The sequence below is a fragment of the Enterobacter sp. TCD1-1 genome, assembly GCF_020567405.1.
Lineage (GTDB): Bacteria > Pseudomonadota > Gammaproteobacteria > Enterobacterales > Enterobacteriaceae > Enterobacter > Enterobacter quasiroggenkampii.
The window spans coordinates 981,994-1,001,329 of sequence record NZ_JAJCXF010000001.1 but is presented as its reverse complement, the minus strand read 5'-3'; the positions used below and the strand labels follow the sequence as shown (position 1 = coordinate 1,001,329).

The following is a 19,336-nucleotide window of genomic DNA, read 5'->3' as shown; positions in this document are numbered from 1 at the left end:
TATTAGCAACGCGTTGCGCGCTAACAATTGTCTAAATTGACAGACAAATTATGATATTTGGTTTTTTACTTTATTTGTGATGGGGAGCAAATAAGAGGGAAAATAAAAAAGGCGAGGAGATATCTCCTCGCCTTTATCCGTTTTTAAGCGGTTACTTGTTCAGTTCCGCCAGGCTCAGCCAGGTTTGCACCACCGTATCCGGGTTCAGGGACAGGCTATCAATCCCCTCTTCCATCAACCAGGCAGCGAAGTCTTCATGGTCGGATGGACCCTGACCACAAATCCCGACGTATTTGCCCTGCTTCTTCGCCGCGCGAATGGACAGGGAGAGCAGCGCCTTCACCGCCTCGTTACGTTCATCGAACAGCTCGGAGACCACGCCGGAGTCGCGGTCCAGACCCAGCGTCAGCTGCGTCATGTCGTTCGAGCCGATAGAGAAGCCGTCGAAGTGCTCGAGGAACTGCTCGGCCAGCAGGGCGTTGGACGGAATTTCACACATCATGATGATCTTCAGCCCGTTCTCGCCGCGCTTCAGCCCCTGACGCGCCAGCTCGTCCACAACCGCTTTCGCCTGATCCACGGTACGTACGAACGGGATCATGATCTCCACGTTGGTCAGCCCCATGTCGTTGCGCACGCGCTTCACCGCCTCACACTCCAGCGCGAAGCAGTCGCGGAAGCTGTCGGACACGTAGCGTCCGGCCCCGCGGAAGCCCAGCATCGGGTTCTCTTCTTCCGGCTCGTAGCGCTCGCCGCCGACCAGGTTGGCGTATTCGTTAGACTTAAAGTCAGACAGACGCACAATCACGCGTTTCGGATAGAAAGCGGCACCCAGCGTCGCGATCCCTTCGGTCAGACGGCCGACGTAGAACTCTTTCGGCGAGTCGTAGCCTTTCATCATCTCGCGGATTTCGTTCTGCAGCTTCGGATCCTGGTCGTCAAACTCCAGCAGCGCACGCGGGTGAACGCCGATCATACGGTTGATGATAAACTCCAGGCGCGCCAGGCCTACGCCTTCGTTCGGCAGGCAGGCGAAGTCGAACGCGCGGTCCGGGTTACCGACGTTCATCATGATCTTCAGCGGCAGGTCCGGCATGGTATCCACGCTGGAGCTCTTCACGCTGAAGTCGAGGATATCGGCATACACGTAGCCGGTATCGCCTTCGGCACAGGAGACGGTCACGTTCTGTCCGTCCTTCATGCGCTCGGTAGCATCACCGCAGCCGACAACCGCAGGAATACCCAGTTCGCGGGCAATGATCGCCGCGTGACAGGTACGGCCGCCGCGGTTGGTGACGATAGCCGCCGCTTTCTTCATGATCGGTTCCCAGTCCGGGTCGGTCATGTCGGTCACCAGCACGTCGCCGGGCTCAATACGGTTCATCTCGCTGATGTCGTGGATCACTTTCACCGGGCCAGCACCGATGCGGTGACCGATAGCACGGCCTTCCGCCACGATTTTGCCCTGGGCGTGCAGCGTATAACGCTCCATCACCTGGCCGCGAGAGCGGACAGTTTCCGGACGCGCCTGCACGATAAACAGCTTGCCGGTGTTCCCGTCTTTCGCCCATTCGATATCCATCGGACGGCCGTAGTGTTTTTCAATCTGCACCGCCTGCTTCGCCAGCTCCTGCACTTCGGCGTCGGTCAGGGAGAAGCGGTCGCGCTGCTCCTGCGGTACGTCTTCAATTTTAACCTGCTTGCCATGCTCCTGGGTCGGGGCATAGATCATGCGGATTTTTTTCGAGCCCATGGTGCGGCGCACCACCGCCGGACGGCCAGCGGCCAGCGTAGGCTTGTGAACGTAGAATTCGTCAGGGTTTACCGCACCCTGCACAACCATCTCACCCAGACCCCACGCGGAGGTGATAAACACCACCTGGTCGAAGCCGGATTCGGTATCAATGGAGAACATCACGCCGGATGAGCCTACGTCCGAGCGCACCATGCGCTGCACGCCAGCGGAAAGTGCCACGCCGCGATGGTCGTAGCCCTGGTGCACGCGATAGGAGATGGCACGGTCGTTAAACAGGGAAGCAAACACGTGCTTCACGGCCACCAGCACCGCATCGTAACCCTGGACGTTCAGGAAGGTTTCCTGCTGCCCGGCAAACGAGGCGTCCGGCATGTCTTCCGCGGTCGCAGAGGAACGCACGGCAAAGGAGGCCTGCGCATCGTCAGCAGAGAGCTGGTTGTATGCGTCGTGAATGGCTTTTTCCAGTTCCGGCTGGAAAGGTGTGTCGATGATCCACTGGCGGATCTGCGCCCCGGCTTTGGCAAGCTCGGTGACGTCATCAATATCCGTTTTATCCAGCAGGTCGTAAATGCGCTGGTTAACACCGCTCTGGTCTAAAAACAGGTTAAAGGCATCGGCGGTGGTGGCAAACCCGTTCGGTACGGAGACACCCATACCCGACAGGTTTGTAATCATTTCACCCAGGGAGGCATTTTTGCCCCCAACTCTGTCTACATCATTCATGCCGAGTTGGTTATACCAAAGCACCAGCGGTGACGAGCCATTGTTGGACATCGAAACAATCCTTTTGTGATATTTGATCGGAGTAAGTAACACCTGACTACGTATTTATACTGGCATATTTATTTCCGCTAAAAAAACGGTGAATCGTGTAAGCAATTTAAAATTTCAACTTTTCGGATACTTTCCCATCAACGATTAACCCGATGATTCCTCTATATTCAGCCAGAAACCCCAAAAATAAAGTCGCTATTAGAAAAATGAAATCCACTTTTCAGGAAAATCAAAAACAGCGTTTCATTCATAATTAGGATAAGTTCTTTGCTGTGTAAATTACTTTTTTAATTTATGCTTTCAGACAATTACGTCTGATATTCAGGGTGGGTAAAATGGATAGTGCTGTCGATCGTCACGTTTTTTATATTTCTGATGGTACGGCGATCACCGCCGAAGTGCTGGGCCACGCGGTGATGTCGCAGTTTCCCGTATCGATCAACAGCATTACGCTGCCGTTTGTCGAAAATGAGAGCCGCGCCAAAGCGGTGAAGGACCAGATCGACGCCATTTACCAGCAGACCGGCGTTCGCCCGCTGGTGTTCTACTCCATCGTGATCCCCGAGATTCGCGCCATCATTCTGCAGAGTGAAGGCTTCTGCCAGGATATCGTGCAGGCGCTGGTGGCTCCGCTGCAAAGCGAGCTGAAGCTCGACCCGACGCCTATCGCCCACCGTACCCACGGGCTGAACCCCGGCAACCTGACCAAGTACGACGCACGTATCGCCGCCATCGATTACACCCTCGCGCACGACGACGGTATCTCTCTGCGTAATCTCGACCAGGCGCAGGTGATCCTGCTAGGCGTGTCGCGCTGCGGCAAAACGCCGACCAGCCTCTACCTGGCGATGCAGTTCGGCATTCGCGCCGCCAACTACCCGTTTATTGCTGACGATATGGATAATCTGGTGCTGCCCGCCGCCCTTAAGCCGCTGCAGCACAAACTGTTCGGCCTGACCATTAATCCGGAACGCCTTGCCGCCATCCGCGAAGAGCGCCGCGAGAACAGCCGTTACGCCTCCATGCGCCAGTGCCGGATGGAGGTATCCGAAGTGGAAGCCCTGTACCGCAAAAATCAAATCCCGTGGCTGAACAGCACCAACTACTCTGTGGAAGAAATTGCCACCAAAATTCTCGACATCATGGGGCTTAACCGCCGCATGTACTAATATGCTAGTACATTAGCTCAGATTCAGGTATCATCATCGGTAACCACGGGGCGGTGTCGCCCCGAACTTGAAATCAGCAGGGATTGGTTTAAGGTGATGCCCATCACTTCCCGGTAGTCTGCCGATGAAGCAAAAATTTTCTGAGACATTCCATGAATAAAACCGATGAACTCCGCACTGCGCGCATTGACAGCCTGGTTACGCCGGCTGAACTGGCCCAGCGGCATCCTGTTTCCGCTGCCGTTGCGGAACACGTGACGGCCTCCCGCCGCCGCATTGAAAAAATACTTAATGGTGAAGACAAGCGTCTTCTGGTGGTGATTGGTCCCTGCTCCATCCACGATCTGGATGCCGCGATGGATTATGCAAAACGGCTTCAGGGCCTGCGGGATAAGTATCAGCACCGCCTTGAGATTGTGATGCGAACCTACTTTGAAAAACCGCGGACCGTGGTGGGCTGGAAAGGGCTGATTTCCGACCCTGACCTGAACGGCAGCTATCGCGTGAACCACGGCATCGAGCTGGCACGTAAGCTGCTTTTGCAGGTCAACGAGCTGGGCGTGCCGACCGCCACCGAGTTTCTTGATATGGTGACCGGGCAGTTTATCGCCGATCTGATCAGCTGGGGCGCGATTGGCGCACGCACCACCGAAAGCCAAATCCACCGCGAGATGGCCTCCGCCCTCTCCTGTCCGGTCGGCTTTAAAAACGGGACCGATGGCAATACCCGTATTGCGGTTGATGCCATCCGCGCTGCCCGTGCCAGCCACATGTTCCTGTCGCCGGACAAGAGCGGTCATATGACCATCTACCAGACCAGCGGTAACCCGTACGGGCATATCATTATGCGCGGCGGCAAGAAACCCAATTACCATGCACAAGATATTGCGGCAGCCTGTGAAACCCTGGCCGAGTTCGACCTGCCGGAACATCTGGTGGTGGACTTCAGCCACGGCAACTGCCAGAAGCAGCATCGCCGCCAGCTGGACGTTTGCGATGAGATCTGCCAGCAGATCCGCAGCGGTTCAACCGCTGTTGCAGGGATTATGGCGGAGAGCTTTATCAAAGAAGGCACGCAGAAAATCGTTGCTGGCCAGCATATGGTATACGGACAGTCGATCACCGACCCGTGCCTGAGCTGGGAAGACAGCGAGTTGCTGCTGGAGAAACTCGCAGCAGCCGTGGACACACGCTTTTGACATCCTGCCGGGTGGCGCTGCGCTTACCCGGCCTACGATTCTTGCCGTTGTAGGCCCGGTAAGGCGAAGCCGCCACCGGGCTTTTCATTGCACAATATTGATCCTCTCGCCCTTTTTTCACAAAAACGCTTGCCGTGAATTTGCAGTTTATTGATAATGATTATCATTGTTACATTGATTGTTATTTATAAACATTATGTCACGTACGGATAACAGCGCGGCAACGCCAGCAAAAACAGACACAGCACCAGCCCCTATCGAGCGTCGGATTGACAGCAAAACCCTGCTCGGTGATGAGGGCCGGGTCATTATCGAGCATGACGGCCAGCGCTATCTGCTGCGCCAGACCCATGCCGGAAAACTGATCCTCACAAAATAAACAACACAAAAAACTACGCCAGCCACCCAGGTAAACCCCAGGCAGCCAGCGCTTTTCAATTCTAATGGAGAGTTGCTATGCCACACCTGCCTTCCGCGTCTTTACGCCCGTCACTTCTGACGCTGGCAATTGTCAGCGCCCTGCCGACCGCGGCGTTTGCTGCCACAGATGACATTACCGTCACCGCCACGGGCAACGCCCGCAGCGCCTTTGAAGCCCCCATGATGGTGAGCGTGATTGACGCCAGCGCGCCGGAGAAGCAAACCGCCAGCTCGGCGGCCGACCTGCTGCGTAGCGTCCCCGGCCTGACGCTGGACGGCGCCGGGCGCACCAACGGGCAGGACGTGAACCTGCGCGGCTATGACCGGCGCGGCGTGCTGGTGCTGGTTGACGGCGTGCGTCAGGGCACCGACACCGGTCACCTGAACAGCACGTTCCTCGATCCGGCGCTGATTAAACGTATCGAAGTGGTTCGCGGCCCGTCGGCCCTGCTGTACGGCAGCGGCGCGCTGGGCGGCGTGATTTCCTATGATACCGCCGATGCAAAAGATCTGCTGGAGCCGGGTAAAAACAGCGGCTACCGCGTGTTTGGAACGGGCGCGACGGGCGATCACAGTCTCGGCATGGGGGCCAGCGCCTACGGCCGCACCGACACCCTGGACGGTCTGGTGGCCTGGTCCAGCCGGGATCGCGGTGATATTCGCCAGAGCGACGGAGCAACCGCCCCTAACGACGAATCCATCAATAACATGCTGGCGAAAGGCAGCTGGAAAATCGACCCGGCCCAGACCCTGAGCGGCTCCCTGCGCTACTACAATAACGACGCTCAGGAACCGAAAAACCCGCAAACCCCCGGGGCGGACAGCAGTAACCCGATGACCGATCGCTCCACCATTCAGCGTGACGCGCAGGTGGGCTATCACATCGCCCCGGAAGGTAACGACTGGCTGAACGCCGACGCGAAGGTCTACTGGTCCGAAGCGCGCATTAATGCCCAGAATATCGACAACAGCGGTGAGTTCCGCAAGCAGACCACCAAAGGTGGCAAGGTGGAAAACCGCACCCGCCTGTTCAGCGACACCTTAGCATCACACCTCCTGACCTACGGCGGGGAATATTATCGTCAGGAGCAGCATCCGGGCGGGGCAACCACCGGCTTCCCGGAGGCGAAAATCGACTTCAGCTCCGGCTGGCTGCAGGACGAAATTACCCTGCGCGATCTGCCGGTCACCCTGCTGGGCGGCACGCGGTATGACAACTACCGCGGCAGCAGCAATGGCTACGACGATGTCGATGCCGATAAATGGTCCTCCCGCGCCGGGTTGACCGTCAGCCCGACCGACTGGCTGATGCTGTTTGGCTCTTACGCGCAGGCGTTCCGCGCCCCCACCATGGGTGAGATGTACAACGACGCCAAACACTTCTCCATTGGCCGCTTCTATACCAACTACTGGGTGCCGAACCCGAACCTGCGCCCGGAAACCAACGAAACGCAGGAGTTTGGTTTCGGTCTGCGCTTTGACGATCTGCTGCTTGCCAACGATGCGCTGGAGTTTAAAGCCAGCTATTTCGATACCAAAGCCAAAGATTATATCTCCACCACCGTCAATTTCGCGGCGGCAACCACCATGTCGTATAACGTCCCGAACGCCAAAATCTGGGGCTGGGACATGATGGCAAAATACTCTGCCGACCTCTTCAACCTCGACCTGGCCTACAACCGCACGCGCGGGAAAGATACCGATACGGGCGAGTACATCTCCAGCATCAACCCGGATACCGTTACCAGCAAGCTGGACATTCCGGTGGCGCAGAGCGGTTTTTCCGTCGGCTGGATTGGCACCTTTGTCGATCGCTCAACGCATATCAGCAGCAGCTACAGCGAGCAGCCGGGCTATGCGGTCAATGACTTCTATGTCAGCTATAAGGGCCAGGAACGGCTCAAAGGCGTGACCACGACGCTGGTACTCGGCAACGCCTTCGACAAAGCGTACTGGTCACCTCAGGGCATTCCGCAGGACGGCCGTAACGGGAAGATTTTCGTCAGTTATCAATGGTAATCCCTTCGCCCCGGCTGACCGGGGCATTGCTTTGAAAGGAAGAGACAATGAATCACTACACACGCTGGCTTGAGCTAAAAGAAGAAAATCCGGGTAAGTACGCGCGCGACCTTGCAGGGTTAATGAACATCAGCGAAGCGGAGCTGACCTTTGCCCGCGTGGGCCACGACGCCTGGCGACTGCACGGTGAAATGCGCGAGATCCTGGGCGCGCTGGAGGCGGTGGGCGAAACCAAATGTATCTGCCGCAACGACTACGCCGTTCACGAGCAGGTCGGGAACTTCACCAACCAGCACCTGAACGGCCATGCCGGGCTGGTGCTGAACCCGCGCGCGCTGGATCTGCGCCTGTTCCTCAACCAGTGGGCAAGCGCGTTTCACATCAGTGAAGCCACCGCCCGCGGCGAGCGGCAAAGTATTCAGTTCTTCGACCATCAGGGCGATGCCCTGCTGAAGGTCTACGCCACGGACAACACCGACCGTTCCGCCTGGGGCGACGTGCTGACCCGTTTTATCTTTGCCGATAATCCACCGCTGGTGTTAAAGGCGCCCGATGCGCCTGCTCACGCGGAAAGTCCGCAAGCCGCCCTCGTGGACAAAGAGTGGCGCGCCATGACCGACGTGCATCAGTTCTTCAGCCTGCTGAAACGTCATAACCTCAGCCGCCAGCAGGCGTTTCGCCTGGTGGGGGACGATCTGGCCTGTCGGGTAGAGAACAGCGCGCTGGCGCAGCTGCTGGAGACGGCGCGTCGGGACGGCAATGAAATCATGGTCTTCGTCGGCAACCGCGGCTGCGTGCAGATTTTCACCGGCGTGGTGGAAAAGCTGGCGCCGATGAAAGGCTGGCTGAATATCTTCAACCCAACCTTTACCCTGCACCTGCTTGAAGACGCGATTGCCGAGACGTGGGTCACGCGCAAACCGACCGCGGACGGGCATGTCACCAGCCTGGAGCTGTTTGCCGCCGACGGGACGCAAATCGCCCAGCTGTACGGCCAGCGCACCGAAGGGGAGCCGGAGCAGAGCCAGTGGCGCAGCCAGATTGACGCCTTAACGGCGAAAGGGCTGGCCGCATGAAACGGTGGCTTGCCCTGATCAGCGCCCTGCCCCTGCTGGCGTTTGCTGCGCCGCAGGAGAAAATCATCACGCTCGGCGGCGACGTCACCGAGATTGTCTACGCCCTCGGCGCGGCTTCTTCCCTCGTGGCCCGCGACAGCACCAGCCAGTGGCCGCAGGCGGCAACCGCACTGCCGGACGTGGGCTATCTGCGCCAGCTCAACGCGGAAGGGATCTTATCCATGCGCCCTACGCTGGTGCTGGCCAGCGCCCAGGCGCAGCCGTCTCTGGCGCTCAAGCAGGTTGAGCAAAGCCACGTCAGGGTCATCGCAATTCCTGCCGGTAACGATCTGAGCGTCATTGACGAAAAGGTACGGATCGTCGCTGAAGCGACGCACCGCGAGGCCGAGGGGGAAGCCTTGCGCAAGACGCTGCGTCAGGCGCTGTCGGCGCTTCCCGCGTCGCCGCTCAAAAAGCGGGTGCTGTTTATTCTCAACCACGGCGGAATGACCGCCATGGCTGCCGGACAACAGACCGGCGCGGACGCGGCCATTCGTGCGGCGGGGCTGCAGAACGCGATGCAGGGGTTCACCCGCTATCAGCCGCTGTCTCAGGAAGGCACGATTGCCAGCCGACCCGATCTGGTGGTGATTTCGCAGGACGGCATCAACGCCCTGGGTGGGGAGGCGAATCTGTGGACGCTGCCCGGCCTGGCGCAAACCCCTGCAGGACGGAACAGGCAGGTGCTGGCGATTGATGACATGGCGCTGCTGGGCTTCAGCGTGCGAACGCCGGAAGCCATCCGGGAGTTGCGTGCCAAAGCGGAGCAACTGCCCTGATGTCCCGGCGAGCCGCCCTGTCATTATGGATGCTGGCCGCGCTGCTTGTCGTCACGACGCTGACGGCCAGCGGCATTGGCGCGCTGCGCCTGCCGGTCAGCCTGCTGTGGAACGGCACCGACGAGGCCCTGCGCCAAATATGGCTGACGATCCGCCTGCCTCGCGTGCTGCTGGCACTGGCGATCGGCGGTTCGCTGGCGCTGGCTGGGTGCGTAATGCAGGGGCTGTTTCGCAACCCGCTGGCGGACCCGGGCCTGCTCGGCATCAGCAGCGGCGCGGCGCTTGCCGTCGCCCTGTGGGTGGTGCTTCCGCTCTCGCTGCCAGCGCTGGTGATGCTGTATGCCCCGATGCTGGCGGCGTTTCTCGGCGCGCTGGCCGCCACCGTCGTGATTTTCCTGCTCAGCCGACAGCGTGACGCTTCCCTGTCGCGCCTGCTGCTGGTAGGGATTGCCATCAACGCCCTGTGCGGCGGCGCCGTCGGCGTGCTGTCATGGCTCAGCAATGATGCCCAGCTTCGCCAGCTTTCCCTCTGGGGAATGGGCAGCCTCGGCCAGGCGCAGTGGTCGACGCTGCTGGCCGTCGCGTCGCTGATGATCCCCACCCTGCTGGCGATCTGGCGTCTGGCAGGGCCCCTCAACCTGCTGCAGCTGGGCGATGAAGAGGCGCACTATCTCGGCGTGGAGGTTGCCGCTGTGCAGCGCATCCTGCTGTTGTGCAGTGCCCTGCTGGTGGCTGCCGCCGTTGCGGTCAGCGGCGTGATCGGTTTTGTCGGCCTGGTGGTGCCGCACCTGGTGCGCATGTGGCTGGGAGCCGACCACCGGGCCACGCTCCCCGGTTCGGTGCTGGCCGGTGCGCTGCTCCTGCTGGTGGCCGATACGCTGGCGCGTAGTCTGGTCGCCCCGGCGGAAATGCCGGTCGGCTTGTTGACCAGCCTTCTCGGCGCGCCGTGGTTCCTGTGGCTTATCTTTCGTCGCGGAGGTGCGCATGGCTGAACGCTATTGTGCAGAAAACCTTGTTTTTCGCGCCGGGCAACGCACGCTGATTCACGACGTGACGCTGACCTTATCTCAGGGCGAGCTGGTGGCGCTGATTGGCCCCAACGGCGCCGGGAAATCGACGCTGTTGCGGCTGCTTACCGGCTACCTTAAACCTGCGGGCGGACGGTGCAGCCTGGCGGGCACACCGCTTGCGGTCTGGTCGCCGGACAAGCTCTCCCGCTACCGGGCGGTGATGCGCCAGAGCACACAGATCGGATTTGACTGGCCGGTTGAGGCGGTCGTCGGTATGGGGCGTGCGCCCTGGACCCGCACGCCTGAAGCGTCGGTGATCGAGGAGGTGATGGCCATCACCGGCTGTTTACCGCTGGCGGGCAGGCAGTTTGCCGCGCTCTCCGGCGGCGAGCAGCAGCGCGTTCAGCTCGCCCGCGCGCTGGCTCAGCTCTGGTGCGACGGTGCGCCGCGCGGCTGGCTGTTTCTTGATGAACCCACCTCTGCGCTCGATCTCTATCACCAGCAGCATCTCCTGCGCCTGCTGAAATCCCTGACCAGCCGGGGACATCTGCACGTTTGCGCGGTGCTGCACGACCTCAACCTGGCAGCGCTGTGGGCGGATCGCCTCCTGCTCCTGCACAGCGGCAGGATCGTGTCTCAGGGAGAGCCGGAAACCGTTTTGCAGCCCGATGCGCTGGCGCACTGGTACGGCGCACAGGTTCATGTCGGCAGGCACCCGGCTCACGCCGCGCCGCAGGTGTTTCTTGTCCCTTAATCGGGCTGATAAAAATCCTTCAGCGTTTCCAGCAGGGCATGCGCCGCTTTTGAAAGCTGCGTATGCCCTGGATGGATCACTCCGATACACTTTTCAATAGGCGGACTGTCCAGCGGAATACAGACCGCGCCCAGCGACGCCATCTGCGTCTTGCAGAGCGCCGGTACGGCGCTGCCGCCCAGCCCGCTTGCGACCATCCGCCCGACCGTCACCAGCTGATGACTTTCAAGCGCGACGTCCAGCTTTCTGCCGCTTCGCGCCAGCTCCTCTTCCATCATCAGACGCACCGCCGACGGGCGCTGCAGGGTGATGAAATCCAGCGTCAGCAGCGCTTCCCATGTCAGGCGTTTTTTGCCCGCCAGCGGGGAATCTTTCGGCACAATAGCAACAAAGCGGTCGAGACCCAGCGGGGTAAACAGCAGGTTGTGCGTGGGCGCGGGCTCAAAGGCGATGCCCATCTCGACCCGCCCTTCCCGCACCATCTCAATCACCTGCTCGTTAATCACGTCATGCACGGTGACGTTGATCCCGGCATGGCGATCGCGAAACGCTTTCAGCACCTCGGGCAGGACATTCGCGGCAAACGACGGCATCGCCGCGACCGAGATTTTACCGCGCTGCAGGGTAAAGCACTGGTGCATCGCCTCTTCGACATTATCCCAGTCGGCAAGCAGCTGCCGCGCCATCGGCAAAAACGTCTCGCCCTCCTGCGTCAGCGCGACCTTGCGCGTGCTCCGCTGCAGCAGCGGTCCGCCGAGCGCGTCCTCCAGGGCTTTAATCGTCAGGCTCAGAGCTGGCTGGGAGAGATTCAGCCGTTCGCTGGCGTGGGCGAAATTCAGAGTGTGAGCTACCGCTAAAAACGCGCGTAACTGTTTGACACTCATTCTCATTTTTCATCCTGTTAACTAATTGAAAAAATTTAGTTAACAGGAAATTAATAAAAAAACCTAATGAGTGGGTCACAAATTCAAAATTAACAAATGAGTTGCCGCCCCTAATGATACCGCCACGGTTAAGAGGAGGAATGACGATGGCGGGACTGGATAAGCGCGTCGACAGCTATGCGCAGGCGCTGGATGGGCTGACGGACGGGATGACTTTGCTGGCGGGCGGCTTCGGCCTGTGCGGTATTCCGGAGAACCTGATTGCAGAGGTCAGACGCCGTCAGGTGAAAGATCTGACGGTGGTATCAAACAACTGCGGCGTGGACGGCTTCGGTCTCGGGCTCCTGCTTGAGACGCGGCAGGTTCGTAAGGTAGTGGCTTCTTACGTCGGCGAAAACGCGCTGTTCGAGCAGCAGGTACTGAGCGGTGAACTGGAGATTGAACTCACGCCTCAGGGCACGCTGGCGGAAAAGGTGCGCGCGGGCGGCGCGGGTATTCCGGCATTTTACACGGCCACCGGCTACGGCACCCCCGTGGCTGCAGGCAAAGACGTGCGCCAGTTTGCCGGTAAGCATTACATCCTCGAAGAGGCCATTACGGGGGATTTCGCGCTGATCAAGGGCTGGAAAGCGGACTGGTACGGCAACGTCGTCTACCGGCATACCGCGCAAAACTTTAATCCGCTGATGGCAACGGCGGGCCGGATAACGGTCGTCGAGGTGGAGGAGATTGTTGCGCCGGGTGAGCTTCCCCCGTCGGCCATTCATACCCCGGGCATTTACGTCGACAGGCTGATTGTTGGCCAGTTTGAAAAACGCATTGAACAGCGCACGCTGCGCGCGGAAGGAGTGTGACGATGTTAACCCGTGAACAGATGGCCATGCGCGTCGCCCGCGAACTGCGCGACGGATATTACGTCAACCTGGGGATCGGCATTCCTACCCTGGTGGCGAACTACATTCCGGAAGGAATGGACGTGATGCTTCAGTCGGAAAACGGGCTGCTGGGGATGGGCGCGTTCCCTGACGAGCAGAGCCTCGACGCCGACATGATCAACGCCGGTAAACAGACCGTGACCGCACGCACGGGCGCGGCCATTTTCGACTCGGCCCAGTCGTTTGCCATGATCCGCGGCGGCCATGTTGACCTGACGGTGCTGGGCGCGTTTGAGGTGGACGTCGAAGGCAATATCGCCTCATGGATGATCCCCGGAAAGATGGTCAAGGGGATGGGCGGCGCGATGGATCTCGTCGCCGGGGCGCAGAACATTATCGTGGTGATGACCCACGCGTCAAAAAGCGGTGAGTCAAAGCTGCTGTCGCGCTGCACGCTGCCGCTTACGGGCGCGGGCTGCATCCGCCGGGTCTTAACCGACCTCGCGCTGCTCGAGATCGCGGACGGCGCGTTCATCCTGCGGGAATACGCCCCCGGCGTCAGTATCGACGAAATAGCGGCTAAGACAGCCGGAAAAATGATTGTGGCGGACGACGTTCGCGAGATGCGCTTTAGCTGAGGACTCAGGATGAAAGAGGTCATGATTGTCGGGGCAACGCGGACCCCCATTGGCAGTTTTCGCGGATCGCTCGCGCCCCTCTCTGCGGCTGAACTGGGGGCCGTCGCGGTTCATCGTCTGCTTGAAAACAGCGGTCTTCCTGCTGAGACGATAGATGAGGTGATTTTCGGCCAGGTGCTGACGGCGGGATGCGGACAAAACCCTGCGCGTCAGACGGCCATCGCCGCCGGGTTACCCGTCAGCACGCCAGCGACAACGGTCAACCTGGTGTGCGGCGCGGGATTAAAAGCGGTGCAGCTCGCCGCGCAGGCGATCCGCTGCGGCGACGCTGAGGTAGTGATTGCCGGCGGACAAGAGAGCATGAGTAACGCCCCCTATCTGCTGGATGGCGCGCGTTCAGGGCTGCGTTTTGGCCATACGGGCCTGCAGGACAGCATGATCACGGACGGTCTGTGGGACGCGTTCAACGATTACCACATGGGGATCACCGCTGAAAACGTCGTCCGGCAGTACGGCATTTCTCGCGAGCAGCAGGACGCCTTCGCTGCCCGGTCGCAGCAAAAAGCGGCCTCCGCCGCCGAAGCGGGCCGGTTTGATGCCGAGATAGCGCCGGTGACGGTGAGGCAGGGTAAAAAGCCGCCGCTTATTGTCAGCCGTGACGAGCAGCCCCGGACAGGCACCACCGCCGAGCAGCTTGCGCAGTTGCGCCCCGCCTTTTTGCAGGAGGAAGGCACGGTCACGGCGGGAAATGCCTCCACGCTCAACGACGGCGCCGCGGCGGTGCTGCTGATGAGCGGCGAAAAGGCGCGGGAGAGCGGTTTGCCGATTCTGGGGCGCATCGTGAGCTATGCCGTGACGGGCGTTGACCCGTCGGTGATGGGCATCGGGCCGGTCAGCGCCTGTCAGACGGCGCTTGCGCGGGCGGGCTGGACGCTCGATGACGTGGACCTCATTGAAGCCAATGAAGCCTTTGCCGCCCAGGCGCTGGCGGTGGGCCAGCAGCTCGGCTGGGATGAACGCAGGGTGAACGTTAACGGCGGCGCGATCGCCCTCGGTCATCCGATTGGCGCCTCCGGCTGCCGCATCCTCGTGACGCTGCTGTACGAAATGCAGCGCCGTGACGTCAAAAAGGGGCTCGTCACCCTGTGCGTAGGCGGCGGGCAAGGCATTGCCCTCACCGTCGAGCGTTAAACATCTCGTTGGTACCCGAATAATAATGACAGTGAGGAGTCGTGATGAGTGTATTAATTGCCCTGGCGGCGCTGGCGCTGCTGATGCTGGCGGCCTATCGCGGATATAGCGTGATTTTGTTTGCGCCGATTGCGGCGCTCGGTGCGGTACTGCTGACCGATCCGGGCGCCGTTGGCCCGACGTTTACCGGTCTGTTCATGGAAAAAATGGTGGGCTTCGTCAAGCTCTACTTCCCGGTGTTCCTGCTGGGGGCGGTGTTTGGCAAACTGATTGAGCTTTCCGGCTTCTCGCGCTCCATCGTCGCCGCCGCGATTCAGATCCTCGGTCGTCGCCACGCCATCCCGGTGATTGTCCTGGTGTGTGCGCTGTTAACCTACGGCGGCGTGTCGCTGTTCGTGGTGGCGTTTGCGGTTTACCCGTTCGCCGCGGAACTGTTCCGCCAGAGCGGTATCCCTAAACGGCTGATCCCGGCCACGGTGGCGCTGGGGGCATTCTCGTTTACCATGGATGCCCTGCCCGGCACGCCGCAGATCCAGAACATCATTCCCACCAGCTTCTTTGGTACCAACGCCTGGGCCGCACCGTGGCTGGGGCTTATCGGCTCTCTGTTCATTATCGTCTTTGGCCTGCTCTGGCTGGAACGCCAGCGGCGTAAGGCGCTCAGCAACAACGAAGGTTACGGCACGGATCTGAAAAATGAACCGGAGACGCCGGACAACATTAACCTTCCGCATCCGCTGATTGCCATCGCCCCGCTGCTGGTGGTGGGCATACTCAACCTGCTGTTTACCCGCTGGATCCCCGGCTGGTACGGCACGAGCCACGAGCTGACCCTGCCCGGTCTGGCGAAACCGATCGTGACCGAGGTGAGCAAGATCACCGCCATCTGGGCCGTTGAGGCGGCGTTGATATCCGGTATCGTGCTGGTGCTGATTTTTGGCTTCCGCAACATCCGGGGACGCCTGGCAGAAGGCAGCCGGACGGCGGTGAGCGGTGCCATTCTGGCGGCGATGAATACCGCCTCGGAGTACGGTTTCGGCGCGGTTATCGCCGCCCTGCCCGGTTTTCTGGTGTTATCCCACGCGCTGGCGGCCATTCCGAATCCGCTGCTGAATGAAGCCATCAGCGTGACCGTTCTCGCGGGGATCACCGGCTCGGCGTCCGGCGGGATGAGTATTGCGCTCGCCGCCATGTCCGACACGTTTGTCGCCGCCGCGCACGCCGCCAATATCCCCCTTGAGGTGCTGCACCGCGTGGCGTCAATGGCGAGCGGGGGAATGGATACCCTACCCCATAACGGGGCGGTGATTACCCTGCTGGCTATCACTGGCCTGAGCCATCGCCAGGCCTACGGCGGCATTTTTGCTATCACGATTATTAAAAGTCTGGCAGTGCTTTTTGTCATTGCCGTGTTCTATCTGACCGGCATTGTGTAAGGAGAGAAAGATGAATCTGAACGGTAAAACCGCCCTGGTCACCGGCTCGACCAGCGGCATTGGCCTGGGGATCGCCCGCGTGCTGGCGAAGGCCGGGGCGCAGCTGATCCTCAACGGTTTCGGCGACAGTGAATCAGCAATAGTTGAGATTGCGCAACTGGGCAAAAAGCCGGGCTATCACGATGCGGACCTGCGTGACGTCCTGCAAATAGAGGCCCTGATGCGCTACGCCGAATCGCAGTTTGGCGGCGTGGACATTCTCGTCAACAACGCTGGCATACAGCACGTGGCACCGGTTGACGCGTTTCCGGTGGAGAAATGGAACGACATTATCGCCATTAACCTCTCGTCGGTGTTTCACACCAGCCGGCTGGCGCTCCCTGCCATGCGCGAGAAAAACTGGGGGCGCATCATTAATATCGCCTCCGTTCACGGGCTGGTCGCGTCAAAAGAGAAGTCGGCCTACGTGGCAGCCAAGCACGGCGTGGTGGGCTTTACGAAATCGCTGGCGCTGGAAACCGCGCGCACCGGCATTACCGCCAATACGATCTGTCCCGGCTGGGTGCTGACCCCGCTGGTGCAGCAGCAAATTGACAAACGTATCGCTGACGGCGTACCGCCGGAGCACGCTCGCGAACAGCTTCTGGCGGAGAAACAGCCTTCGGGCGAGTTTGTTACCCCGGAGCAGCTGGGTGAACTGGCGCTGTTTTTGTGCAGCGACAGCGCCGTTAACGTTCGCGGCGCCGCGTGGAATATGGACGGCGGCTGGGTCGCGCAGTGATGTTCAGGCCGGGTAAGACGAATCCGCCCCCCGGCCAAAAGACTAGCTTGAGCAGCTGACCTCCAGCCGCTTGCCCCAGTCAGGCGGGCGGCTGACGTAATCATCACCCCGGTCGGCAAACGGCGTGCGCAACGCCACGTGCAGACGGTGTAACTCGTCATACTCGCCCTGCTCTGCCTGCTCAATCGCCCGCTGTGCCAGCCAGTTGCGCAACACCATCGCCGGGTTCGTGGCGTTCATCTGCGTCTGGCGGGTCGCGTCATCCACCTGCTCCTGCTGCAGCCGCGCGCGGTAGGATGCAAACCAGTCGTCAAACGCCTGTCTGTCAATAAACTCATCGCGCAGCGGCGAGGCGGCGCTGTGCTGCTCCGTCTGCCCCAGCATCCGGAAGGTGCGCGTGTAATCGCTGCCCTCGCGCGCCATCAGGGCAAACAGGCCATTGAGGATGTCGTTATCGCCCTTCTCCTGCGTCACCAGCCCCAGCTTAGTGCGCATCAGCGTGCCATATTCCCGCAGTAAGATCTCCTGATAGCTGTCGAGCGCATCATTCAGGGCATCAACGTCGATAAACGGCGACAGGGTTTGCGCAAGCCGCTGCAGGTTCCACAGGCCCACCGCGGGCTGATTGTCAAAACTGTAGCGCCCCTGATAGTCGGAGTGGTTGCAGATATAGCCTGGCTGATAATCATCCAGGAAACCAAACGGGCCGTAGTCAAAGGTCAACCCGAGAAGCGACATGTTGTCGGTATTCATGACGCCATGGGCAAAGCCTACCGTTTGCCAGCGGGCAATCAGGGTGGCGGTACGGGCCACCACGTCCCTGAACCAGAGAACGTATTTATCCGCCTCGTCCTGCCAGTGCGCCCAGTGGTGACGAATGGCAAAGTCTGCCAGCTGGCGCACCTTTTCCGGCTCGCGACGATAGTAAAAGTGCTCAAAATGGCCGAAGCGCAGATGGCTTTGCGCGATACGCATCAGCATGGCGCCCTTTTCCACGGTTTCGCGCACAACCGGTGTGTCGCTGGTCACGATCGACAGCGCTCGGGTGGTGGGGATACCCAGGGCATGCATCGCTTCGGAGCCCAGGCTCTCGCGGATCGTTGAACGCAGAACCGCACGCCCGTCGCCCATCCGCGAATACGGCGTCAGGCCCGCGCCTTTGAGGTGCCAGTCAACCGTCTCCCCGTTGGGAAGCTGTTGTTCACCGAGCAGGATCCCCCTGCCGTCGCCCAGCTGTCCTGCCCAGACGCCAAACTGATGTCCGCTATAGACCTGAGCCAGGGGTTGCATACCGGCGAGAAGCGTTTCGCCTCCCCAGATGCCAGCGCTCTCTGAATGCTGAAACAGCTCAGGCGGAATGGCCAACTCTTCTGCCAGCCGATCGTTATGCCAGATAAGACGTGAATTTTGTAATGGTGTGGGTTTGAGTGCGGTATAAAATCCCGGCAACTCGTCATGCCAGCGAGCAGTAAAAGACAGGGTCATAAGTCCTCCTGCTTTTAGTGTAGAGGGTTTACCCGGACTTAAACACGGGCGAAAGCAAGGGTTATCGCTGCTGAACCAGCGTAGTGACGTGTTCCGCCGAGACGGCAGGCCAGAGTGTTCCCTGCATGGCGCCAAAATTAAAGGACAGCACGCGCTGCAAGAGGCCGTGGTCATCAATGCCTGAGACAATCACAGACTGACAGTGCGGCGTGATTTGCCAGAGGATGGCGCGCATAAAGGGCTCAAAAGAGAGTTCCGCCGCACGCTGCTGAATGAAGCCTTTATCGAGAATGACCCGTTTAAATAATCCATCGTAGACCGCCTTGAGCGATGCCGCGCCTGCGCCAAAGTTTGCCAGCACCAACGGAAAATGGATCGCCATTCTCGCCAGCTGAAGATCGTCCTTTCCGTTATTTAAACCTGGATAATTCTCATTAACAGTAAACTCAAGAAACGGATAACGCTCAAGAATTGAAACAGCGTTTCCATTACTTAATAAAAATTCAACTATTGCAGGTGTAATATTGATCCATGCAATTAACTGATGCTGAATAAAAAACAGTTTACAGGTATCAAGCAATTGCAATTTTTCGTTAAACAGCGTTAACTCTTCAGCCGCTGAAAGTCGTGGGATAACAAGCTCAGTGGGGATCCGCACATCGCTGCCGACGCCAGTAAAGTTAACCAGAATTTCTAAACCTTTAAGCTCCCCTGCGCTATTACGGGCAGGCAGAAGCAGCAGTTCAGACTGGTAAGCATTATCTAGCGTAATTATCATTGCACTCGCCCCGCATTAAAGATGAGAGAGGACATCCTGGAGCAATTGCCGACACAATTCCACTGTCTTGATTTTAATAAGATTAATTTCATTAGTTCCGTATTAATTTTCAGATTTATCCCTGAATCTAAAATAATCTTATCCTGGTTGCAGAATAATAGCCAGTTTTAGATAAAACAGACACATGCGGGATTCGCTAATTTTAGATAAATTTAACTTTAATCATCTTATTTGAGAAAAAACGGCATGTTTTATTCGTTTCCATGCCGTCAT

At 59.3% G+C, this 19,336-nt stretch carries 17 protein-coding genes; 13 read left to right on the top strand and 4 right to left on the bottom strand.

All coding sequences use genetic code 11. The features are described 5' to 3' along the window. Nucleotides 1-151: 151 nt before the first annotated feature. A complete protein-coding gene (gene ppsA, locus LJA86_RS04845; RefSeq protein ID WP_045910280.1) occupies nucleotides 152-2,530 on the bottom strand; it encodes a phosphoenolpyruvate synthase in 2,379 nt (792 codons plus the stop codon). A 335-nt stretch (nucleotides 2,531-2,865) separates the two neighbouring features. Between ppsA and ppsR the strand changes: the two genes are divergently transcribed. From ppsR to LJA86_RS04805, 8 genes are all read left to right on the top strand, one after another. Beyond that, nucleotides 2,866-3,699: a posphoenolpyruvate synthetase regulatory kinase/phosphorylase PpsR gene (gene ppsR, locus LJA86_RS04840; RefSeq protein ID WP_008500644.1), complete on the top strand. Its 834-nt coding sequence runs from the start codon at nucleotides 2,866-2,868 to the stop codon at nucleotides 3,697-3,699. Nucleotides 3,700-3,851: 152 nt separating this feature from the next. Further along, the gene (gene aroH / locus LJA86_RS04835; protein ID WP_229225716.1) at nucleotides 3,852-4,898 is read left to right on the top strand and encodes a 3-deoxy-7-phosphoheptulonate synthase AroH; all 1,047 of its coding nucleotides are present in this window, start codon (nucleotides 3,852-3,854) and stop codon (nucleotides 4,896-4,898) included. A gap of 196 nt (nucleotides 4,899-5,094) precedes the next feature. Beyond that, the gene (gene hemP / locus LJA86_RS04830) at nucleotides 5,095-5,277 is read left to right on the top strand and encodes a hemin uptake protein HemP (RefSeq protein ID WP_045910279.1); all 183 of its coding nucleotides are present in this window, start codon (nucleotides 5,095-5,097) and stop codon (nucleotides 5,275-5,277) included. Between the two features lie 77 nt (nucleotides 5,278-5,354). Next, complete coding sequence (locus tag LJA86_RS04825; RefSeq protein ID WP_229225715.1) at nucleotides 5,355-7,337, top strand: TonB-dependent hemoglobin/transferrin/lactoferrin family receptor; 1,983 nt, start codon at nucleotides 5,355-5,357, stop codon at nucleotides 7,335-7,337. Nucleotides 7,338-7,384: 47 nt separating this feature from the next. Beyond that, on the top strand, nucleotides 7,385-8,413 hold the full coding sequence (chuS, locus tag LJA86_RS04820) for a hemin-degrading factor (protein WP_229225714.1): 1,029 nt from the start codon (nucleotides 7,385-7,387) through the stop codon (nucleotides 8,411-8,413). Further along, a complete protein-coding gene (locus LJA86_RS04815) occupies nucleotides 8,410-9,231 on the top strand; it encodes a heme/hemin ABC transporter substrate-binding protein (RefSeq protein WP_229225713.1) in 822 nt (273 codons plus the stop codon). Before chuS ends, LJA86_RS04815 begins: the two co-directional genes overlap by 4 nt. After that, nucleotides 9,231-10,223 (top strand): FecCD family ABC transporter permease, encoded by a 993-nt coding sequence (locus tag LJA86_RS04810; RefSeq protein WP_229225712.1) that lies wholly within the window; start codon nucleotides 9,231-9,233, stop codon nucleotides 10,221-10,223. The genes LJA86_RS04815 and LJA86_RS04810 overlap by 1 nt, the downstream gene beginning before the upstream one ends. Beyond that, entirely contained in the window at nucleotides 10,216-10,995 is a 780-nt protein-coding gene (locus LJA86_RS04805; protein WP_229225711.1) for a heme ABC transporter ATP-binding protein, read from the top strand. The genes LJA86_RS04810 and LJA86_RS04805 overlap by 8 nt, the downstream gene beginning before the upstream one ends. On the opposite strand, the gene LJA86_RS04800 is transcribed toward LJA86_RS04805, so the two are convergent. Further along, entirely contained in the window at nucleotides 10,992-11,885 is an 894-nt protein-coding gene (locus tag LJA86_RS04800; RefSeq protein ID WP_032645461.1) for a LysR family transcriptional regulator, read from the bottom strand. The two genes, LJA86_RS04805 and LJA86_RS04800, sit on opposite strands and share 4 nt — an antisense overlap. 140 nt (nucleotides 11,886-12,025) lie before the next feature. On the opposite strand from LJA86_RS04800, the gene LJA86_RS04795 reads away from it, so the two are divergent. The 5 genes from LJA86_RS04795 to LJA86_RS04775 are packed head-to-tail and all read left to right on the top strand — an operon-like array spanning nucleotide 12,026 to nucleotide 16,800. After that, nucleotides 12,026-12,733: a CoA transferase subunit A gene (locus LJA86_RS04795; protein WP_045910273.1), complete on the top strand. Its 708-nt coding sequence runs from the start codon at nucleotides 12,026-12,028 to the stop codon at nucleotides 12,731-12,733. A gap of 2 nt (nucleotides 12,734-12,735) precedes the next feature. Continuing rightward, complete coding sequence (locus LJA86_RS04790) at nucleotides 12,736-13,392, top strand: CoA transferase subunit B (protein WP_045910272.1); 657 nt, start codon at nucleotides 12,736-12,738, stop codon at nucleotides 13,390-13,392. A gap of 9 nt (nucleotides 13,393-13,401) precedes the next feature. Beyond that, nucleotides 13,402-14,583, top strand: coding sequence for an acetyl-CoA C-acetyltransferase (locus tag LJA86_RS04785; protein ID WP_229225710.1), 1,182 nt, complete (start codon nucleotides 13,402-13,404; stop codon nucleotides 14,581-14,583). Nucleotides 14,584-14,624: 41 nt separating this feature from the next. Beyond that, entirely contained in the window at nucleotides 14,625-16,019 is a 1,395-nt protein-coding gene (locus LJA86_RS04780; protein ID WP_229225709.1) for a GntP family permease, read from the top strand. A gap of 10 nt (nucleotides 16,020-16,029) precedes the next feature. Beyond that, nucleotides 16,030-16,800: a 3-hydroxybutyrate dehydrogenase gene (locus LJA86_RS04775; RefSeq protein WP_045910269.1), complete on the top strand. Its 771-nt coding sequence runs from the start codon at nucleotides 16,030-16,032 to the stop codon at nucleotides 16,798-16,800. Nucleotides 16,801-16,842: 42 nt separating this feature from the next. Here LJA86_RS04775 and selO read toward each other — a convergent pair whose 3' ends face one another. Further along, complete coding sequence (gene selO, locus LJA86_RS04770; protein ID WP_229225708.1) at nucleotides 16,843-18,285, bottom strand: protein adenylyltransferase SelO; 1,443 nt, start codon at nucleotides 18,283-18,285, stop codon at nucleotides 16,843-16,845. Between the two features lie 61 nt (nucleotides 18,286-18,346). Continuing rightward, entirely contained in the window at nucleotides 18,347-19,063 is a 717-nt protein-coding gene (locus tag LJA86_RS04765; protein WP_048027544.1) for an EAL domain-containing protein, read from the bottom strand. Nucleotides 19,064-19,336: the final 273 nt, after the last annotated feature.